This is a genomic window from Collimonas humicola (assembly GCF_018304945.1).
Classification (GTDB): Bacteria; Pseudomonadota; Gammaproteobacteria; order Burkholderiales; family Burkholderiaceae_D; genus Collimonas; species Collimonas humicola.
Window position 1 is genome coordinate 142,436 of record NZ_JAGQEE010000005.1, and the last position, 19,524, is coordinate 161,959.

Consider the following 19,524-nt stretch of genomic DNA (forward strand, 5'->3'; position numbering starts at 1 on the left):
AGGCAGAGCGGCCGGCGCCGTCACTGGGCTGCCGCGTGGTGCAGCCACTCCTGAAAGACCTGCATGGCTGGCGTCACCTGCTTCGACTTGAGGCGGGTCAGCCAATAGCTGCCGCTGCTTATCTCGACATCAAACGGCCGTATCAGCCGTCCCTGCTGTAATTCCCGATTGAACATGCGCGCCGGCAGCAGGGCCACGCCGGCGCCCTGGGCTGCGGCTTCCGCCATGGTCAGCGAGGAATCGAACACGCTGCCCCGCAAGACCGGGCAAGCCTCCTCCGCGGCGGCAAACCAGATCGCCCACTCGTCGCTGCGGTAAGAACGCAGCAGCATCTGGTTGCCGAGGTCGGCCGGCTCGCGCAGGTAGGGCGCCAGGGCAGGGGAGCACATCGGCGACAGCGGCGCCTCCAGCAATGCTTCGGCGTCGGTGCCGTGCCAGGCGCCGTCGCCAAAGCGGATCGCATAATCGAGGCCTTCGCCGGCAATATCGACCCGGTTATTGTTGGTGAACAGCCGGAAATCGACGAACGGGTGGGCTTGCTGGAAATCGCGCAGGCGCGGAATCAGCCAGCCGACCGCGAAGGTGCCGACCGCGCCCACCGTCAGCACCTCGCGCGAGCGGCCGCGGCTGTCCTGGAACTGCTCCAGCACCGAACCTATGCGGCCGAAGGATTCGGCCAGCACCGGCAGCAGCGCAATGCCCTCGGCTGTCAGCGCCAGGCCGCGCGGCAGCCGGCGGAACAGCTGGACTCCCATGCGTTCTTCCAGGTTTTTCACTTGCTGGCTGATCGCCGCCTGGGTGACGTTCAGTTCCGCGGCGGCGCGGGTAAAGCTGAGCAGGCGCGCCGAGACTTCAAAAGCGCGCAGGGCATTCAATGGAAGATGCATGATTTTTCCTTAAAGACCTAATTTTTCTTATGGCTTCACTAGGATATCGTAGCTTGAGTGATTGTGAGCGAATGCTTATCGTGAACCCCTTGTTCATCGACTTAGGAGCGGAAATATGAATCGACGTGAATTCGCAGGCAATATCGGCATGGCATTCGGCGCGCTGGCCATCGGCGCCTACACACAGAAATCCTGGGGCGCCACGAGCAATCCGGCAACGGACGCCGTGGTTGAACAGCTGCGCCGGATCGAAGCCAAGAGCGGCGGCCGGCTCGGCGTCGCCATCTTCGACAGCGGCTCCGGGCAAACTTATGCCTATCGCGGCGGCGAACGTTTTCCCATGTGCAGCACCTTCAAGCTGCTGGCGGCCGCGCTGGTCTTGACGCGCGTCGACCAGGGCAAGGAACAGCTGGCGCGGCGCATCCGCTACCAGAAGGCCGACCTGGTGCCCTATTCGCCGGTGACGGAGCAGCATACCGGCGCCGGCGGCATGACTGTGGCCGAACTATGCGAAGCCGCCATCACGCAAAGCGACAATACCGCCGCCAACCTGCTGCTGCACAGCTTCGGCGGGCCGGCGCAACTGACAGCCTATATGCGCGCAGCCGGCGACAAAATGACCCGCCTGGACCGCATCGAACCGCATCTGAACGAGGCCGCTCCCGGCGATCCGCGCGATACCACGACGCCAAGCGCCATGGTGTCCAGCTTGCGGGAGATCTTGCTTGGGAGGAATTTATCCGCCAATTCGCGCGAGCAGCTGACGGACTGGCTGCTGGCAAACAAGACCGGCGACAAACGCCTGCGCGCGCTGCTCCCGGCCGGCTGGCGGGTAGCCGACAAGACCGGCACCGGCGACCAGGGCACGGCGAACGATATCGGCATGCTGTTGCCGCCGGGCCGCGCGCCGCTGCTGGTGGCCAGTTACCTGACCGGAGCGCCGGCGCCGGCCGCCGCGCGCGATGCGGTGCATGCGCAGGTCGGGCGGCTGGCGGCATCGCTGGCCGCGGCGGCGCTTTAGCGTTTGCCTCGGATCAGGGCCAAATTGTGGGAATGTGGCGGTAAGTCGTTGTTTTATATGGACTCATGCGGTGCACAAATGCGGATACTGTATAATGCCGCCACATTACCTGACCCCATGATTCAATTAAGAAAAGAACCATATTAGATGCTGTCCACCGCAAATATCACGATGCAGTTCGGCCCCAAGCCGCTGTTTGAAAACATTTCCGTCAAATTCGGCGATGGCAACCGTTACGGGCTGATCGGCGCCAACGGCTGCGGCAAGTCCACCTTCATGAAGATCCTGGGCGGCGACCTGGAGTCGTCGGCCGGCAACGTGATGCTGGACCAGAACGAACGCCTGGGTAAATTGCGCCAGGACCAGTTTGCGTTTGAAGAGATGCGCGTGCTGGATGTGGTCATGATGGGCCACACTGAAATGTGGGCGGCGATGGCAGAGCGCGACGCGATCTACGCCAATCCGGAGGCCACCGACGACGATTACATGAAGGCGGCCGACCTGGAAGCCAAGTTTGCCGAATACGACGGCTATACCGCGGAAGCGCGCGCCGGCGAACTGCTGCTGGGCGTGGGCGTGGCGATCGAACAGCACCAGGGCCCGATGAGCAGCGTTGCTCCCGGCTGGAAGCTGCGCGTGCTGCTGGCGCAGGCGCTGTTTTCCAATCCGGACATCCTGTTGCTGGACGAGCCGACCAACAACCTCGACATCAACACCATCCGCTGGCTGGAGGACGTGCTGAACCAGCGCAATTCCACCATGATCATCATTTCCCATGATCGCCACTTCCTGAACCAGGTGTGCACCCACATGGCGGACATGGATTACGGCACCCTGAAGGTCTATCCGGGCAACTACGACGACTACATGCTGGCTTCCTCGCAAGCCCGCGCGCAGCAGTTGTCGGTCAATGCCAAGGCCAAGGACAAGGTCGCCGAGCTGCAGGATTTCGTGCGCCGCTTCTCGGCCAACAAATCGAAGGCGCGCCAGGCGACATCGCGCGCCAAGCAGATCGAGAAAATCAAGGTCGAGGATGTCAAGCCTTCCAGCCGCGCCAACCCGTTCGTGCGTTTCGACGGCGAGAAAAAGCTGCACCGGCTGGCGGTGGAAGTGCAAGGCATCAGCAAGGCCTATGACCGTCCGCTGTTCAAGAATTTCAGCATCATGGTGGAAGCCGGCGAAAAAATCGCCATCATCGGCGCCAACGGCGCGGGCAAGACCACGCTGTTGCGCAGCATCGGCGGCCATGATATCGCTGGCCTGGATGCCGACAGCGGCATGGTCAAATGGGCGGAAAACGCCAATGTCGGCTACATGCCGCAGGATCCGACCGAAGACTTTGCCACCGACAAGACGCTGACCGACTGGATGGGCCAATGGACCCAGGAAGGCGACGACGACCAGGCGGTGCGTTCCAGCCTGGGCCGTCTGCTGTTCAGTGGCGACGACGTCAAGAAATCGGTGAAGGTGCTGTCGGGCGGCGAGAAGGGCCGCATGATGTACGGCAAGCTGATGCTGGGCCGCCACAATGTGCTGCTGCTGGACGAGCCGACCAACCACATGGACATGGAATCGATCGAATCCCTGAACATCGCGCTGGAAAAATATGCCGGCACGCTGATTTTCGTCTCGCACGACCGCGAATTCGTTTCATCGCTGGCGACGCGGGTATTGGAAGTCAAGGAAAACGAAGTAGTGGACTTCCAGGGTTCCTACGAGGATTACCTGAGCAGCCAGGGTATTGAATAAATCTCCTGGATCAAGGGCGGCAAGCGTTGCGCCCTGATGCAAAAAAAAGCGTGGCGGATATTTTCCGCCGCGCTTTTTTTATTGCAGCGGATTTTTATATCTGCGTTATATCTGCGGCCGTTCGCCCAGGTACAGCAACTGATCCAGGCGGCCGCGCAGGCTGCGCGCGATTTCCTCGCCCTTGGCCTTGAGCACTGCCTCCAGGTACGCCTGGCGCAGTTCGCGGAAGTCTTGCACGCTGCTGGCGCGTTCCACCTTCAGTTGCAAGCCGTAGCCGCGCAGGCCGATCATGCTCTTGATGGTGTCGTTATAGAAATGATAGATCGCTTCAAACTGGGTTTGCCCGGGAGGGAGTATCTGCTCAAGCGGGATAGGGGCCGCGGGGGCGATGCTCTTGGCGGGAGCGGGAGCCGTGGGAACCGCGGCCGGGGCTGCCGCTGTTGGCGCAGCCGGGACCGCGGCGGCGCCATCGTCGCCGCCAGCCTGGATCAGGCCGGCCTGCAGCAACTCGTCGAGGTGTTCCTGGCCCAGTCCCAGGCCGGCCACCTTCCTCAGCAGTTCGTCGCTGCCGGTCTTGCCATCCACCAGCAACAGCAGCGTGCGCAAGCGCGGCGCAACAGTCTGGCCGCGGGTTGCTATTTCTGTACGGCCGCGCTCCGTCTTGTCGAAAATAATCATAATGTCCCTGTGTTTTTCTAATACGTCCGAAATATGTCCGAAGCCGCACAAGCCATATTTCTGTGACAATCTTCTCTGACAATTGTGAAATAATAGTACGGCAGTTCACTCAAAGTTGCAATAAGGTAATGTTGAGGCAATCTTCCAGAGACAGCGGTAGAATTCTCCTCCCAATTTCCACGCGAATAAATTACCGCAAAATATCTTGCTGCGGCTTCTGTCGTATCATGACGTTTTACTGCAGCACATGTCGATCTCTTCCATCTCATCCGCAGCCACCATCACTATGCAACCCCAAACCATCAAAACCGTAGAATTCGAGCGGCCGCACATGGCGCTAGGCAGCAGCTCAGTTACCTGCGGCACAGCGCACGCCTGGGCCCGCGTCCCCGAAACTCCTACGGCAGAACAGAAAACAGCGCTCAAGGAGCGCATCAAACGCTTGCTGAAAGAACAGCAGGCGGTGCTGGTCGCCCATTATTACGTCGATGCCGATTTACAGGACCTGGCAGAAGAAACAGGTGGCTGCGTGTCGGATTCGCTGGAAATGGCGCGTTTCGGCCGCGATCACCCGGCCAAGACGCTGGTGGTGGCCGGCGTCAAGTTCATGGGCGAAACCTCGAAAATCCTGAGCCCGCACAAGCGCGTGCTGATGCCCGACCTGGATGCCACCTGTTCGCTCGACCTCGGCTGCCCCGCAGACGAGTTTGCGGCGTTCTGCGATCAGCATCCAGACCGCACCGTGGTGGTCTACGCCAACACCAGCGCCGCCGTCAAGGCGCGCGCCGACTGGATGGTGACGTCTTCCATCGGTCTCGACATCGTCGCCCACCTGCATGCGCAAGGCAAGAAGATCTTGTGGGCGCCCGACAGGCACCTGGGCGGCTACATCCAGAAGCAGACCGGCGCCGACATGCTGCTGTGGCAGGGCTCCTGCCTGGTGCATGACGAGTTCAAGGGCGTGGAGCTGGAATTGCTGCGCCAGCAGCATCCGCGCGCCAAGATCCTGGTGCATCCGGAATCGCCGGCAGCGGTGGTGGCGCAAGCCGATGTGGTCGGCTCCACGACGCAGCTGATCGCAGCAGCCCAGACGCTGGATGCCGACGAGTTCATCGTCGCCACCGACAACGGCATCCTGCACAAGATGAAAATGGCGGCGCCGGGCAAGCGCTTCATCGATGCGCCTACCGCCGGCAACAGCGCCACCTGCAAGAGCTGCGCGCACTGCCCGTGGATGGCGATGAACGGCCTGCAGAACCTGGCCGACGTGCTCGAATCGGGCAGCAATGAGATCCATGTCGATGCCGAGACCGGCCGCAAGGCGGTGGTCTGCATCGACCGCATGCTTGACTTCGCCGCCCAGCGCAAGGCCAATGTGCGCCCGTCCAGCGATCTGGCGCAAGAACAAAAACTGTTTTCAGGAATCGGACCCGCATGAATACTTCTTCCCATCATTCAGTCAGCAATCTAGTAAATCGTTTCGCGCCGTTTGACGCCGGATTGCAAGCGGCTTTTGAAGGCAATATCAGCGCCGCGCTGGCGGAAGATGTCGGCAGCGGCGACCTGACCGGCAAGCTGGTGCCAGAGCAGCAGATGGTGCGGGCGCGCGTGATCGTGCGCGAAGCCGCCGTGCTGTGCGGCGCGCCGTGGTTCGAAGCGGTGATGCAGCGGCTCGATGCGCGCATCTGCATCGACTGGCGTTATGCCGAAGGCGACATGATGAGCGCCGACAGCGAAGTCTGCCTGATCGATGCGCCGGCCCGGGTCCTGCTGACGGCCGAGCGCTGCGCCTTGAATTTCCTGCAGCTGTTCTCCGGCGTGGCCAGCGCCACCCGGGTTTACGTCAACGCCGTGGCTCATACCCGCGCGCATATCCTGGATACCCGTAAAACCATGCCCGGCCTGCGCCTGGCGCAGAAATACGCTGTGCGCGTCGGCGGCGGCCACAACCAGCGGCTGGCGCTGTACGACGGCATCCTGATCAAGGAAAACCATATTGCGGCAGCCGGCGGCATTCCAGCTGCGATGAAGGCGGCGCTGAGCCTGGATGCGGATGTCACGATCCAGGTCGAAGTGGAAAACCTGGTGCAGCTGGACGAAGCCCTGAGTTCCGGCGCCACCTCGGTCCTGCTCGATAATTTCAGCCTCGACGCCATGCGCGACGCGGTCAGGCTGACCGACGGCAGGGCGCTGCTGGAAGCATCCGGCGGCATCAACATGGACAGCGTGAAGGCGATTGCGGAAACCGGCGTAGACCGGATTTCGATAGGCAGCCTGACCAAGGATATCCGGGCGACCGACTATTCGCTGCGCATTGTCGAATAAGCCGGATTGCGGGGCCATGCAGGCGCATGGCCCAATCCTGCAATCTCAGCGATCAATTCGGCTGCGCTGAATTGCCAAATGACTGACTTATTGGATTTTACCTTGCGCAAAATCCATGATCAGCCGCGTCGATAAATACAAACGCGGAACAATGCTGTTCAGCAAAACATACTCGGCATCGTTCGAGTGTGCGCCGTAGCCCGTCAACCCCATTCCTTCGATCACCGCGGCTTTCGATTTCAGCCCCGCGAATGCCGCATCGGTGCCGCCGCCGCTGGCGACATCCACTATGTTCATCGGCAGGTCGAGTTCCTGGTAGATCTTCTTGCCGTAGGCCGATACGGCGCGCGACGCGGCGTTGGCTTCCAGCGGCGGCCGCCGCATTTCAAACTTCATGTGGACCTTGGCGTCCGCGATCAGCTGCTTCTTGACGCCTTCCTGCAGCTGCGTCTGCAGCTGGTCGAAATCGCTCATCTTCAAGGCGCGGGCATCGGCTTGTGCGCTGGCGCTGGCCGGGATCACGTTGCGGTTGGTGCCGGCCTGGGCCACGGTCCAGTTCAGTTTCAAGCCGCGCTCGGGCTGCGACAGGGAGCGCAGCTGCAGCAGCTGGTGCGACAGTTCGTATAAGGCGTTGATGCCTTTTTCCGGCGCGGCGCCGGCGTGCGAAGATTTTCCTTCGACCGTCAGATAGGCGGCAGCGATGCCGCTGGTCGCCAGCCGCAGCTGGCCTTGCGGCCCGCCGCCTTCGTAGGAGAATACGGCATCCTGTTCGGCGCCGAGCTTGGTATGCAGGCTGCGGCCGCCGGGCGAGCTGATCTCTTCGTCACCATTGATCAGCACCGTCAGGGTGTCGTAATCCTTGAAGCCGATTTTCTGCAGGATCGCGATGGTATGCAGGATGGTGGCGACGCCTTGCTTGTCGTCGGCAATGCCGAGGCCGTAGGCTTTGTCGCCGTCGACGCGGTATTGCTGGTCCTTCAGCATGCCGCGCAGGTAGACCGTATCCATGTGGGCGATCAGCATGATCTTACGCTTGCCGGTGCCCTTGAATTCGGCGTGGACGATCTGTCCGATCTTGGCGGGGGTGTCGCCCATGCGGTAGATTTCAGGCGCATCCAGCAGTTCCGCCTTGCCACCCAGCTGTGTCAGGCGATCGCGGATCAGGCTGGCGATCTTGGCCAGGCCCTCGAGGTCGCCGCTGCCCGATTCGATGTTCACCAGGTCGCGCATGGTATCCATCATCGCCGGCTTTTCTTTTTGCGCCAGCTCGTATGCCGGCGCCACCGGAGCCGCCAGCGCCAGGTTGGCGCTCAATGCCAGCGCCGGCAAAAACAGGGCGGCCAGCAGGTTTTTTTTCAGGGAAAAGGATGGCTGTTTCAACTTCTGTCTCCGTTAGTTTGAATGAGATCCTGCACTTGTCTTCCTGGGATTATTGCAGGCTGTCGTGGCGTGTCTCGCGCATGCACAGCACCGCCGCCAGGCTGAGCGCCGCAGCCACCGACACATAAGCGCCGACATAGGCAAGGCCGCCGCGCTGCGCCAGCAGTTGCGCGATATAGGGCGCAACCGATGCGCCGAGGATGCCGCCGATGTTATACGACACCCCGGCGCCGGTATAACGTACGCTGGTGGGAAACAGTTCCGGCAGCAAGGCGCCCATGGGCGCGAAGGTGACGCCCATCAGGAACAGGAAAATGATCAGGAACAGCGCGATCGCCGCCGTATTGCCGCTGCCGAAGAGCGGCTGCATGGTAAAGCCCGCCGCGATGGCTGCGACGGTGCCGGCGATCAGCACCGGACGCCGGCCGAAGCGGTCGCTGGCCAGCGCCGACAAAGGCGTCGCCAAAGCCATGAACACGACTGCCAGGCACAGCAGCGCGAGGAATTCCTGGCGCGGGATGTGCAGGGTGCCGACGCCGTAGGACAGCGAGAATACGGTCGCGATATAGAACAAGGTGTAGCAGACAATCATGGCCACCGAGCCCAGCATCACCGGACGCCAGTGGTGCTGAAACAGAGTGACGGCCGGCACTTTCACGCGCTCGCGTTTCTCCAGCGCGGCGGCAAACACCGGCGTTTCAGCGATCTTCAGCCGCACATACAGGCCCAGAACGACCAGCACCGCGCTGACAATGAAAGGGATGCGCCAGCCCCAGCTTTTGAACTGTTCATCCGACAAGCTCAAGGCCAGGGCGAGGAACAGGCCGTTCGCCATCAGGAAGCCGACCGAAGGGCCGAGCTGCGGGAACATGCCGTACCTGCCGCGCTTGCCGGCAGGGGCATACTCGGTCGCCAGCAGCGCCGCGCCGCCCCATTCGCCGCCCAGGCCTATGCCTTGCGCAAAGCGCAGCACGCACAGCAGGGCAGGCGCCAGCGCGCCGATCGACGCGTAGCCTGGCAGGAAACCGATCAGCGTGGTGGCGGCCCCCATCACCAGCAGTGAGAGCACCAGCGTCGATTTACGGCCGATGCGATCGCCGAAGTGGCCAAACAAAAAGGCGCCGACCGGGCGCGCGATGAAGGCGATGCCGAAGGTGACGAAGGCCGACAGTGCTTGCGCCGTCGGCGAGTCGTGCGGGAAAAATACCGGGCCGATGACTAGCGCGGCGGCGGTTGCATACACATAGAAATCGTAGAATTCGATGGCGGTGCCGATGAAGCTGGCAAAGATCACACGTCTTGCGCTATTGGCTGCCGGGGCGGCGGATGCGATTTTCTGCGACACAGTATTCATCGTTTTTCCTTATGACGGTCTCGCCCTAAGCATAGCTGAGATGAGCGGAAAACGACACAGCTGCGGCCGCCGCCTGTCTGATTCATCCCGCCGGCGCCGGCAGCCGTTGCAGTACCCGCACTTCAGAATCGTAGATGATCCAGGCCTGCACCATGAACCCGGCCAGCGCCAGCACCAGGCAGGCCGCTTCGCCCCAGCGGGCGCCAACCAGGCCGCCGAGTGCGGCGCCGATCGGCCGGGCGCCGGTATTGACGGTCAGGAAAATGGCTGACACCCGCCCCAGCATGGCGCCAGGCGTGACAGTCTGGCGCAGCGTGGTCGAGGTGATCACCCAGATGATCGGGCCGACGCCGAACAGGAAGAAAGACAGCGCCGCCAGCACGCCGCTGGGCACGGCCAGCGTCGCCACCATGGTGAGCGCCGCCAGTACCGAGACAGCCGGGCCGAGCTGGATCGCACGGCCGAACGGCAGCCTTGCTACGATCCGCTGCGTCAGCAGGGCGCCCAGCATCATGCCGACGCCATAGGCGCCTAGCGTCAAGCCCACTTCGCCGGCGCTCAGGCCGAGCTTGCGCACCGCGTAGGGGACATAAGCGGCCTGCAGCACGAACCAGGAAATGTTCCAGGCCACGGCAGTGAGCAGGATCGGCCGCAGCAGATTGTCGCGCCAGACCATGTGCGCGCCGTCGCGCAGCTCGAGCAATGGATGACGCGGCGCCGCGGCTGCGCGCTGCGGTTCGCGCAGCTGCAGCAACAGCACCACGGCAGAGCCGGACAGCATGGCCGCCAGCACGAACGCGGTCGAGGCCCCGGCCCATGAGGTCAGCGCGCCGCCCAGGGCGGGGCCGGCGGCGAAGGCGGCGCTGCGGGCCAGCTCCAGGCGGCCGTTGGCTTTCGCCAAATGCTCGCGCTCCACCAGCGCCGGTACGATGGCCGGCGCGGCGACGCTGAAGCCGACGGTGCCGACCGCGCCGATGAAACCGAGCACCGCCAGCAACGGTATCGACAGATGGTCGAACAGCAGCGCCGCCAGCACGCCAAGCAAGGCCAGCATGCGCAGCGCCTCGGCGATTACCATCAAGCGCTTGCGCGAGGTGCGGTCGGCCAGCAGGCCGAAGGGTATCGACAGCAGAAGGAATGGCAAGGATTGCACGGCGGCCAGGGTGCCGATCTCGCCCGGGCCAGCGCCCAGCAGCAGCACCGCCATGATGGGCGTGGCCGCCAGGCTCAGCTGCTCGGCTGATTGCGCCGCCAGGTTGGACCGGGTAAGGGCGACCAGCGAATTGGGAAGGGCCTGGGGAAGTTTTGAAGTCATGAATTTCTTACGGTTTTCTGAGGTAACGGAAGTGTAGTGCCGATGCCGGCAGCCGACACTCCGTTTCCTGGCGCGCAATTCGCATGCGAGCCGATTGATGCCTGATCTAGCGGCGTTGCGGCGTCAGCACGGTGGGCAAGGCCTTGGCCAGCGTTTCCGGATAGTCCTGGCTGTAATGCAAGCCGCGGCTCTCATGGCGCGACAAGGCGCTTTCAACGATCAGCGACGCCACCTGCACCAGGTTGCGCAGCTCCAGCAAATCGCGGCTGATGCGGAAGTGGGCGTAATACTCATCGATCTCTTCCTTGAGCAGGCGGATGCGGTGCTGGGCCCGTTCCAGGCGCTTGTTGGTGCGCACGATGCCGACGTAATTCCACATGAAGCGGCGCAGCTCGTCCCAGTTGTGGGAGATCACGACCTCCTCGTCGGCGTCGGTGACGCGGCTTTCATCCCAGGCCGGCAGCGAAACGGCTGCCGGTTTTTCCTGCTGCGCGATGAATTTGGCGGTGGCGCGGCCGATCACCACGCATTCCAGCAGCGAATTGCTGGCCAGGCGGTTGGCGCCGTGCAGGCCGGTATAGGCGGTCTCGCCGACCGCATACAAGCCGGGCAGGTCGGTGCGGCCGCTCAAATCGGTGACGATGCCGCCGCAGGTGAAGTGCACTGCGGGCACCACCGGGATCGCCTGTTTGGTGATGTCGATGCCCAGCTCCAGGCAGCGCGCGTAGATGGTGGGAAAATGCTCTTTCAGGAATTCAGGCGACTTGTGGGTGATGTCGAGGTCGACATGGTCGAGGCCGCGTTTTTTCATTTCAAAGTCGATCGCCCGCGCCACCACGTCGCGCGGCGCCAGTTCGGCCCGTTCGTCGTGGGCCGGCATGAAACGCAGGCCGGCGTCGTCGCCTTCGGTATCCGGCAGCTTCAGCACGCCGCCTTCGCCGCGTATCGCTTCCGTGATCAGGAAGGACTTGGCGTAAGGGTGGTACAGGCAGGTCGGATGGAACTGGATGAATTCCATGTTGGCGACCCGGCAGCCGGCGCGCCAGGCCATGGCGATGCCGTCGCCGGTGGCGCTGTCGGGATTGGTGGTGTACAGGTAGACCTTGCCGGCGCCGCCGGTGGCCAGCACCGTGTGGCTGGCGGCCAGGGTCAGCACCTTGCCGGTCTTGACATTCTTGGCGTACAGGCCGAGGCAGCGCGGCGCATTCTTGCCGTCTGCGCCGGTGGCCACTTTCTTGGAAGTGATCAGGTCGATCGCGTAATGATCTTCCAGCAGCGTGATGTTGGGATGCGCGCGTACTTTCTGTTCCAGCGTCACCTGCACCGCATGGCCGGTGGCGTCGGCGGCGTGGATGATGCGGCGCTGGCTGTGGCCGCCTTCGCGCGTCAGGTGGAAACCCATTTCGGCGCTGGCGTCGGGCGTGAACGGCACGCCTTGTTCGATCAGCCATTCGATCGCGGCCTTGCCGTTTTCGACAATGAAGCGGGTCGCGCTTTCATCGCACAGGCCGGCGCCTGCCACCAGCGTGTCGTTGATGTGTTCCTCGTGGCTGTCGCCGGAGTCGAGCACGGCGGCGATGCCGCCCTGGGCCCAGTTGCTGGCGCCGTCCAGCAGCGCGCGTTTGGAAATGACCGCGACCTTGCTGGTTTCGGCAAGGTGCAGGGCGACTGACAGGCCGGCTAGGCCGCTGCCGATAATGGCGACATCGAATTTCATGGCGAATTGTTGGTTATTGTTTTCATCGGGTATCGCCCCGCGCGGAAGCTTGGGGCGATGTCTCTATCTGTTGCCTATCCTTTACTGCGGTGCTGCCTGCTGCGTTTTTATCCGGCGCTCACCGGCTTGACCTTGGCCGCCGCCTGCTTGGCGCGGATGCGCGCGGTCTCGACGTCGTCCGCGCTGGCCAGGGCGACGCCCATGCGCCGACGCGCAAAAGACTCCGGCTTGCCGAACAGGCGGATATCCGCGCCCGGCACGCGCAGCGCATCGGCCACGCCTTCGAAGGCAATGCCCTTGGCGTCGTGCTGGCCGTAAATGACTGCCGATGCCGCCGGGCTGCGCAGGGCGACGTTGACCGGCAGGCCGAGGATTGCCTTGGCGTGCAGCTCGAACTCGCTCTGCTGCTGGCTGGCCATGGTGACCATGCCGGTGTCGTGCGGACGCGGGCTGACTTCGGAGAACCAGACCATGTCGTTCTTGACGAACAGTTCAACCCCGAACAGGCCGAGGCCGCCAAGGTTGTCGGTGACCTTCCTGGCGATGTCGCGCGCCTTGAGCAGCGCTTCCGGATGCATCGGGTGCGGCTGCCAGGATTCGACATAGTCGCCCTGCACCTGGACGTGGCCGATCGGCTCGCAGAAATGGGTGGCGACGCTGCCGTCCTGCTGCAGTGCGCGGACTGTCAGCAAGGTGATTTCATAATCGAAATCGATGAATCCTTCGACGATCACGCGGCCGGCATCGACCCGGCCGCCGGCGGCGGCATAGGCCCAGGCGGCTTCCACTTCATCGGCGCTGTCGATCTTCGACTGCCCTTTGCCGGACGACGACATCACTGGCTTGATCACGCACGGAAAACCGATGGCCGCGCAGGCTGTCTTCAGCTCATCCAGGTTGTTGGCGAAACGGTAGGGCGAAGTCGCCAGCGCCAGCGTCTCGCCGGCCAGGCGGCGGATGCCTTCGCGGTTCATGGTGAGCCAGGCGGCGCGCGCGGTAGGAATCACCGTGACCTTGCCGGCGACTTCCAGAGCGACCAGGGTCTCGGTGGCGATGGCTTCGATTTCCGGCACGACCAGGTCCGGCTGTTCCTGCGCGATCAGCGCTTCCAGCGCGGCGCCGTCGGCCATGTTGATGACGTGCGAGCGATGGGCAACCTGGTGGCCAGGCGCGTTCGGGTAACGGTCGACGGCAATCACTTCAACGCCCAGGCGCTGCAGCGAGATGATGACTTCCTTGCCGAGCTCGCCGGAGCCCAGCAGCATGACTTTGGTGGCGGAAGGGGAAAGCGGGGTGCCGATTCTGGTTGGTGTCTTCATATTGGAAAAGAGGAGCGCGGCGTGAAGCAGCGCGATAGTCATGGATAAGGTGATTGGTGGCAGCGATGAGGCGTATGAGGGAGGTTTCTAGTCTAGGCGATCCCGTCTAAAAGCGGCGGGCTACAGGTTCAGTTCAAGGTTATCGGCTGCCAACGCCTGACAATACCAAATATTGAGGCGCGTGGACAGTTGGCAAAATGAAAAAAGCCGCCAGAATCATCCGGCGGCTTTATTTACGCTGCTCAGGCATAACCGTAAGGATATGCCATATCTTTCATCAGCGCTCGGCTTGGTAAATATCGTAGTCCTTGGTTTCCTTGATAAACAGCATGCCGATGACGAAAGTGACGGCTGCAATCACGATCGGATACCACAGGCCGTAGTAGATATCGCCCTTGAAGGCCACCAGCGCAAACGCCGTGGTTGGCAGCAAGCCGCCGAACCAGCCGTTGCCGATGTGGTAAGGCATCGACATCGAGGTGTAGCGGATGCGGGTAGGGAACATTTCAACCAGCATCGCGGCGATCGGGCCATACACCATGGTGACGTAGATGACCAGGATGAACAGCAGCAACAGCACCATCGGCTTGTTCATCTGTTCCGGATCGGCCTTGGTCGGATAGCCGGCTGCCTTGATGTCGCCCGACAGTTCGGCCGAGAAAGCCTTGTCCTTGGCGGCAGCGTCTTCTTTCGACAGGCCATTGGCATCGTACGAAGTCAGGATCTTGTCGCCGATCTTGATGGTAGCTACCGAACCTGCTTCGCCGACGACGTTTTCATAGTTGACCGAAGCCGCCGACAATTTGGCTTTGGCGATGTCGCAGGACGATGTGAACTTCTTGGTGCCGGTCGGGTTGAACTGGAACTGGCAGGCGGCCGGATCGGCGGTGACGATCACCGGTGCGCTTTTCAACGCTGCTTCCAGCGCAGGATTCGCATAGTGGGTCAGGCCGGAGAAGATCGGGAAATAGGTCAGCGCGGCAATCAGGCAGCCCGCCATGATGATCGGCTTGCGGCCGATCTTGTCGGACAGCGTACCGAAGATCACGAAGAACGGCGTACCCAGCAACAGCGCCAATGCGATCAGGATGTTCGCGGTCGACATGTCGACCTTGAGCGACTGGGTCAGGAAGAACAGGGCGTAGAACTGGCCTGTGTACCAGACCACCGCCTGGCCGGCGGTCAGGCCGATCAGCGCCAGGATCACCAGCTTGAGGTTTTTCCATTGGCCGAAGGCTTCTGTCAGCGGCGCCTTGGAAGTCTTGCCTTCCGCTTTCATGCGGGCAAACGCCGGCGATTCATTCATCGACAGGCGGATCCAGACCGAAACCGCCAGCAGGATGACGGAGACCAGGAAGGGAATGCGCCAGCCCCAGGCTGAAAACGCTTCTTCGCCAACGGCGCTGCGTACGCCCAGGATCACCAGCAGCGACAGGAACAGGCCCAGGGTCGCGGTGGTTTGAATCCAGGAGGTGAACGCGCCGCGCTTGTCGTTCGGCGCATGCTCGGCGACATAGGTGGCGGCCCCGCCGTATTCGCCGCCCAGCGCCAGGCCCTGCAAGATCCGCAGGGTGATCAGGATGATAGGCGCGGCGATGCCGATCGAGGCGTAATTGGGCAGGAGGCCGACGATGAACGTCGAGGCGCCCATGATCAGGATCGTCACCAGGAAGGTGAACTTGCGGCCGATCATATCGCCCAGGCGGCCGAACACCAGCGCGCCGAACGGCCGCACGATGAAGCCTGCGGCAAATGCCAGCAGAGCAAAAATGAAGCCGGTATTAGGGTCGGTGCCGGAAAAGAATTGTTTGGCGATAATTGCCGCCAGCGAGCCGTACAGGTAGAAATCGTACCATTCGAACACGGTGCCCAGAGACGACGCAAAAATAACCTTGCGCTCCTCTGTGGTCAGGCCGCGGTTGGCGGGTTTAACCCCGCCTGCGGTCGGTTGTAGTGTAGCCATGCTGGTCTCCTAAAATATTTATATTTGGTACAGCTAATTCGGAGTGTGCGGCCCGAACCTTACGCGGGACTTGCTTGAAACTTACAGAAACTTACATGGGGGAAATATCGAAGTATTATTTATTGCTTCCTGTCAACTTTGACAGCTGTGCCGATTTTCCGGCGAAGTTAAAATAACTCCGTCTTCTACACTCTCCCCGAGTTTGGATTCGGCCCGTGACCGCAAGGTATCACGGGCCTTTTTTTGTCCCTGTTTCAGGGGCCGGGGCGATAGTGCTCATGCCGCCGTCATACTGCTGTCATCTTGGTTGCGTAAAATGCGAAGTGTTGACTTAGTGCTCACTCATAAAGCCGAATCCAGCTGAACCCAGCCGGATGTGTGTTTTTCGAAGGGTGTCTTGCCATCAGCAGGTTAGCCGGTAGCCTCGATCACCGGCACCAGATATTCCGTTGACAGATGAACCCGCTGCCGCAAGGTGTGCGGGTTTTTGCATTGTCGCGGTTGTGTCCGCAGGCGAATTCGCCCGGGCGCTATAATGTCTGACCGTCCGCGCGACGGCGATGCAACCCCAGACCTTGATCGAAAAACCATGCCATTTCCCGCAGACCTTGTGACCGATGCCGGCTTGCCGCTACTGCCAGACTCAGTCAGTCAGGCCGGACTGCGCTATGCCGTCGATGGCGGCCAGCTGGCTGACCTGAAAGCCGCCGGCATCGTGCTGCCGGCTTCGCTGGCCAATGCCGTGCTGAAGCGCCAGGTCGAGTTTGCCGCCGGCCGCTTGTGCGCCCTGCGGGCCTTGCAAAAACAAGGTTGCGCCGGAGCCGGGACGCTGGCAATCGGCGAGCATCGGGCGCCGCTCTGGCCGCAGGGTTATATCGGATCGATCAGCCATGGCGACGGCCTGGCCGTCGCGGTGGCGGCCGTGAGCGAGGAATGGCACGCCCTGGGCATCGATATCGAAACCGTGCTCAGCCGCGAGGCGGCGCAACCGCTGGTCGAGCATTTGATGACAGCAGCCGAAGTGGCCATCGGCAGCAGCGCCGGCCTGGCGCTGGAGCGCTGGCTGAGCCTGGTGTTCTCGGCCAAGGAAAGCCTGTTCAAGGCGCTGTATCCGTTTGTCGGCCGCTACTTCGATTTCCTCGACGTCGAGGTGTGCGAACTGGATGAGGCGCAAGGCAGCCTCATGCTGAGATTGCTGAGCAGCTTGTCGCCACAGTGCGTCAAAGGCAGCCAGTACTGCATCCGCTATCGTTATTCAGGCGACAACATCGCCACCCTTTGCCTATTCTGACAGCCTGATCGATAGCTGCGAGCCACTGGATATTTGCGGTGCGGCATCTATACTGGAATTCTTCTGGAGGTTTTTTATGAAGGCAGCCAAGATCATCGAAATGTGGGGTAGGGCGAGTCGCCAGGTGCCGCTGACCAGCGACGACGACATCGTACAGATGTTCGCCAATGAAATCGCCAAATTGTCCTATAAGCTGACAGAGGAAGAGCTGTACCGGCTGATAGCGGTTGGCGCGCTGGTCTACCAGCGGGGATTCCGCGAGTTTGACGGCAATGTCATGGCGGATCTTTTGATCAGGACCCTGCGCGAGGGCGGGCGGGCGTAGGGCGGTTCCAATCCAATCTTGCTGGGCCAATGAAAAAGCCTGCGTCCTCACGGTTCGCAGGCTTTCATGATGTCGGCCAAAGCGAGAGTCTAAGCAGCTTAGGCTTAGACCCTTACGATTTTTTCACCGGTCTGGTCAATCACAAATTTTCCTTCCGCATACGGAGTCAGCGCCCGTCCGTCATGCAGCTTGTAGATTTCACGTCCCGGCAAGGATGCGACGGTGCCGTTCGCAGTCGCTCTTTCAATCGAGTCTTTATAGCACTCGACATGATAGGCGTTCCCTGTTTCTTTGCCCTTGGCGTCGAATTTTTCTGTTAAATCCATAAATGTCTCCTTGTGCGCGAGGTTGGAATACCTGCGGTAACGATACCAGATTTTATTTCACGGTTGTAGTAATCAATGCGTTCATCCGGCCTCGCGCCTGCCCGCTTTGCTGCTATCCATTGCCGCTAGCCGTTGCGGCGCGTACCATGAGGGCCGCAGCGTGGCAAATTCTACAGAGGAAGCAGTAATGAACGACGGTTTGACAAGAGATGAATACGACGCCCTGGGACAGATAGGCAAGGGAGCGCACGGCAGGGTGAGCGCTTGCGTGGCAAGGAACACCAAGCGCCTGGCCGGCCTGAAATACATCGCCTATGAAAAAAACGGCGGCCTGTCATTGACCGAGAAAGGGCAGCAGACCCTGTTCATCAGGAATTGCATTGACGGCCTGCGCGCCGTGGCGAACGATCCCGGCGCCAAGCTGGCGGCCGACGTCGCCATGTTCCTCGGCAAAAAGGGCCACATCAGCGCCAGGCCGGCCGGCGACGGTTTCGACATTACCGACAAAGGGCGCGAATCGCTGGCGGATATTGACTCTGCAGCCGGCTAGGCGCCGTGCGTGGGGCGCCAGGCCGGCTTGTTTTGCGTAAAAAAACAAGCCCGGCAGGTTATGCCCGGAGTATCAAGCTTGTGCGTTCGGTAAAAATCTATATGAATCAAAGACTTGATTGAAATCATTGATGGTTATCCACAGGACTGTCCACAATTTCTGTGGGTAACTTTTACTGTGGATAATGTTTCCGCAATTCTGTTCGGAGTCTGACTTTGCATACCAATACCAAGCCCTTGCTGAAAATCGGCCTGCTAGGCTACGGCTTTGCCGGCGCCACCTTCCATGCACCGCTGATCGGCCATTCCGGCCGCACCGAGGTCAGCGCCATCGCCAGCAGCCAGGCGGACATCGCCAGGCAAGCATGGCCGCAAGCGCGCATCGTTGCCGGCCTGGACGCCTTGCTGGCGGATCCGGCCATCGATTGCATCGTCGTTGCGACGCCCAACGACACCCATTTCGATTTCGCCCGCCGTACGTTGGCAGCCGGCAAGCACGTGGTGGTCGACAAGCCGGTCACCCTGACGGCCGAGGAGGCGCGCGTCCTGGCGCGCACCGCGCGCGACAGCAAACTGCTGCTGGCGCCGTTCCACAATCGCCGCTGGGATGGTGATTTCCGCACGGTGCAGGCGCTGCTGGCCAGCGGCCGGCTCGGTCACATCACTCATTTTGAATCGCATTTCGACCGCTTCCGGCCTGCCGTGCGGCAGCGTTGGCGCGAGAATGCGCTCAGCGGCGGCGGCTTGCTGTACGACCTCGGCCCGCACCTGGTCGACCAGGCGCTGCTACTGTTCGGCGCGCCGCAAACCGTGAATGCGACGGTGGCCGCCTATCGCGAGCATGCCGAGGCGGACGATTATGTCCACCTGCAGCTGGGCTACGCCGACAAGCAGGTGGTGCTGCATGCCAGTGCCTTGAGCGCGCTGGAAGCGCCGCGCTTCGTATTGCACGGCCGCCGCGGCAGCTATCTGAAAAACGGCCTGGACAGCCAGGAAGACCAGCTCAAGGCGGGCTTGAGGCCGGGCCAGCCGGGCTGGGCCAGCAATCCGCCAGGCCTGATCCGGGAAGTGGACGGCGCGCTCGACTTACGCGGCGAACTGGCCACCCTGGATGGCGCTTATGTCGAGTTTTACCGCGCAGTGGCGGCATCGATCCAGGATGGCGCGCCGTTTCCAGTGGCGCCGGATGCCGCCGTCAGCGTGGCCGAAATCCTTGAGCTGGCGCGCCAGAGCGCTGAAGAAGGGCGCCGGCTGCCTTATGTTGCAAAGCAATGGTAACGCTATCATCCATGTGAATAACTGTTATGCGTTAAATAAATTGGCGG

At 61.7% G+C, this 19,524-nt stretch carries 17 protein-coding genes; 8 read left to right on the forward strand and 9 right to left on the reverse strand.

What is annotated here, in order from left to right; translation table 11 throughout:
- Nucleotides 1-20: 20 nt before the first annotated feature.
- Complete coding sequence (locus tag KHU30_RS16485; RefSeq protein ID WP_211443715.1) at nucleotides 21-887, reverse strand: LysR family transcriptional regulator; 867 nt, start codon at nucleotides 885-887, stop codon at nucleotides 21-23.
- Between the two features lie 115 nt (nucleotides 888-1,002).
- Between KHU30_RS16485 and bla the strand changes: the two genes are divergently transcribed.
- A complete protein-coding gene (gene bla, locus KHU30_RS16490) occupies nucleotides 1,003-1,908 on the forward strand; it encodes a class A beta-lactamase (RefSeq protein WP_211443716.1) in 906 nt (301 codons plus the stop codon).
- 147 nt (nucleotides 1,909-2,055) lie between these two features.
- Nucleotides 2,056-3,657, forward strand: coding sequence for an ABC-F family ATPase (locus tag KHU30_RS16495; RefSeq protein ID WP_211443717.1), 1,602 nt, complete (start codon nucleotides 2,056-2,058; stop codon nucleotides 3,655-3,657).
- 105 nt (nucleotides 3,658-3,762) lie between these two features.
- Here the strand turns inward: KHU30_RS16495 and KHU30_RS16500 are convergent, their stop codons facing one another.
- On the reverse strand, nucleotides 3,763-4,335 hold the full coding sequence (locus tag KHU30_RS16500; protein WP_211443718.1) for a hypothetical protein: 573 nt from the start codon (nucleotides 4,333-4,335) through the stop codon (nucleotides 3,763-3,765).
- A 286-nt stretch (nucleotides 4,336-4,621) separates the two neighbouring features.
- Here KHU30_RS16500 and nadA point away from each other — a divergent pair, with 286 nt between their 5' ends.
- Nucleotides 4,622-5,773, forward strand: coding sequence for a quinolinate synthase NadA (nadA, locus tag KHU30_RS16505; RefSeq protein ID WP_211443901.1), 1,152 nt, complete (start codon nucleotides 4,622-4,624; stop codon nucleotides 5,771-5,773).
- On the forward strand, nucleotides 5,770-6,660 hold the full coding sequence (gene nadC / locus KHU30_RS16510) for a carboxylating nicotinate-nucleotide diphosphorylase (protein WP_211443719.1): 891 nt from the start codon (nucleotides 5,770-5,772) through the stop codon (nucleotides 6,658-6,660). Before nadA ends, nadC begins: the two co-directional genes overlap by 4 nt.
- 87 nt (nucleotides 6,661-6,747) lie before the next feature.
- On the opposite strand, the gene KHU30_RS16515 is transcribed toward nadC, so the two are convergent.
- The 6 genes from KHU30_RS16515 to KHU30_RS16540 all read right to left on the reverse strand — a co-directional run bounded on the left by KHU30_RS16515 (nucleotide 6,748) and on the right by KHU30_RS16540 (nucleotide 15,708).
- Nucleotides 6,748-8,007: a M20/M25/M40 family metallo-hydrolase gene (locus KHU30_RS16515; RefSeq protein ID WP_230427443.1), complete on the reverse strand. Its 1,260-nt coding sequence runs from the start codon at nucleotides 8,005-8,007 to the stop codon at nucleotides 6,748-6,750.
- An 82-nt stretch (nucleotides 8,008-8,089) separates the two neighbouring features.
- Nucleotides 8,090-9,394: an MFS transporter gene (locus KHU30_RS16520; protein ID WP_211443720.1), complete on the reverse strand. Its 1,305-nt coding sequence runs from the start codon at nucleotides 9,392-9,394 to the stop codon at nucleotides 8,090-8,092.
- 82 nt (nucleotides 9,395-9,476) lie between these two features.
- A complete protein-coding gene (locus KHU30_RS16525) occupies nucleotides 9,477-10,709 on the reverse strand; it encodes an MFS transporter (RefSeq protein WP_211443721.1) in 1,233 nt (410 codons plus the stop codon).
- Nucleotides 10,710-10,815: 106 nt separating this feature from the next.
- Complete coding sequence (gene nadB, locus KHU30_RS16530; RefSeq protein WP_211443722.1) at nucleotides 10,816-12,426, reverse strand: L-aspartate oxidase; 1,611 nt, start codon at nucleotides 12,424-12,426, stop codon at nucleotides 10,816-10,818.
- A 107-nt stretch (nucleotides 12,427-12,533) separates the two neighbouring features.
- Nucleotides 12,534-13,745, reverse strand: coding sequence for a formate-dependent phosphoribosylglycinamide formyltransferase (gene purT, locus KHU30_RS16535; RefSeq protein ID WP_211443723.1), 1,212 nt, complete (start codon nucleotides 13,743-13,745; stop codon nucleotides 12,534-12,536).
- A 277-nt stretch (nucleotides 13,746-14,022) separates the two neighbouring features.
- Nucleotides 14,023-15,708, reverse strand: a complete 1,686-nt coding sequence (locus tag KHU30_RS16540) for an MFS transporter (protein WP_211443724.1) — start codon at nucleotides 15,706-15,708, stop codon at nucleotides 14,023-14,025.
- 589 nt (nucleotides 15,709-16,297) lie between these two features.
- Between KHU30_RS16540 and KHU30_RS16545 the strand changes: the two genes are divergently transcribed.
- Together KHU30_RS16545 and KHU30_RS16550 are read left to right on the forward strand one after the other, a co-directional pair.
- Entirely contained in the window at nucleotides 16,298-16,999 is a 702-nt protein-coding gene (locus tag KHU30_RS16545; RefSeq protein WP_211443725.1) for a 4'-phosphopantetheinyl transferase family protein, read from the forward strand.
- Nucleotides 17,000-17,075: 76 nt separating this feature from the next.
- The gene (locus KHU30_RS16550) at nucleotides 17,076-17,324 is read left to right on the forward strand and encodes a hypothetical protein (RefSeq protein ID WP_211443726.1); all 249 of its coding nucleotides are present in this window, start codon (nucleotides 17,076-17,078) and stop codon (nucleotides 17,322-17,324) included.
- 104 nt (nucleotides 17,325-17,428) lie between these two features.
- On the opposite strand, the gene KHU30_RS16555 is transcribed toward KHU30_RS16550, so the two are convergent.
- A complete protein-coding gene (locus tag KHU30_RS16555; RefSeq protein ID WP_211443727.1) occupies nucleotides 17,429-17,650 on the reverse strand; it encodes a hypothetical protein in 222 nt (73 codons plus the stop codon).
- A gap of 187 nt (nucleotides 17,651-17,837) precedes the next feature.
- Between KHU30_RS16555 and KHU30_RS16560 the strand changes: the two genes are divergently transcribed.
- Both KHU30_RS16560 and KHU30_RS16565 read left to right on the forward strand, forming a co-directional pair.
- On the forward strand, nucleotides 17,838-18,200 hold the full coding sequence (locus KHU30_RS16560) for a hypothetical protein (RefSeq protein ID WP_211443728.1): 363 nt from the start codon (nucleotides 17,838-17,840) through the stop codon (nucleotides 18,198-18,200).
- 215 nt (nucleotides 18,201-18,415) lie between these two features.
- On the forward strand, nucleotides 18,416-19,477 hold the full coding sequence (locus KHU30_RS16565; protein WP_230427430.1) for an oxidoreductase: 1,062 nt from the start codon (nucleotides 18,416-18,418) through the stop codon (nucleotides 19,475-19,477).
- Nucleotides 19,478-19,524: the final 47 nt, after the last annotated feature.

Coding starts and splice junctions, on each gene's coding strand:
- KHU30_RS16485 (WP_211443715.1), bottom strand. CDS start 887: ATGCATCTTCCATTGAATGCCCTGCGCGCTTTTGAAGTCTCGGCGCGC.
- bla (WP_211443716.1), top strand. CDS start 1,003: ATGAATCGACGTGAATTCGCAGGCAATATCGGCATGGCATTCGGCGCG.
- KHU30_RS16495 (WP_211443717.1), top strand. CDS start 2,056: ATGCTGTCCACCGCAAATATCACGATGCAGTTCGGCCCCAAGCCGCTG.
- KHU30_RS16500 (WP_211443718.1), bottom strand. CDS start 4,335: ATGATTATTTTCGACAAGACGGAGCGCGGCCGTACAGAAATAGCAACC.
- nadA (WP_211443901.1), top strand. CDS start 4,622: ATGCAACCCCAAACCATCAAAACCGTAGAATTCGAGCGGCCGCACATG.
- nadC (WP_211443719.1), top strand. CDS start 5,770: ATGAATACTTCTTCCCATCATTCAGTCAGCAATCTAGTAAATCGTTTC.
- KHU30_RS16520 (WP_211443720.1), bottom strand. CDS start 9,394: ATGAATACTGTGTCGCAGAAAATCGCATCCGCCGCCCCGGCAGCCAAT.
- KHU30_RS16525 (WP_211443721.1), bottom strand. CDS start 10,709: ATGACTTCAAAACTTCCCCAGGCCCTTCCCAATTCGCTGGTCGCCCTT.
- nadB (WP_211443722.1), bottom strand. CDS start 12,426: ATGAAATTCGATGTCGCCATTATCGGCAGCGGCCTAGCCGGCCTGTCA.
- purT (WP_211443723.1), bottom strand. CDS start 13,745: ATGAAGACACCAACCAGAATCGGCACCCCGCTTTCCCCTTCCGCCACC.
- KHU30_RS16540 (WP_211443724.1), bottom strand. CDS start 15,708: ATGGCTACACTACAACCGACCGCAGGCGGGGTTAAACCCGCCAACCGC.
- KHU30_RS16545 (WP_211443725.1), top strand. CDS start 16,298: ATGCCATTTCCCGCAGACCTTGTGACCGATGCCGGCTTGCCGCTACTG.
- KHU30_RS16550 (WP_211443726.1), top strand. CDS start 17,076: ATGAAGGCAGCCAAGATCATCGAAATGTGGGGTAGGGCGAGTCGCCAG.
- KHU30_RS16555 (WP_211443727.1), bottom strand. CDS start 17,650: ATGGATTTAACAGAAAAATTCGACGCCAAGGGCAAAGAAACAGGGAAC.
- KHU30_RS16560 (WP_211443728.1), top strand. CDS start 17,838: ATGAACGACGGTTTGACAAGAGATGAATACGACGCCCTGGGACAGATA.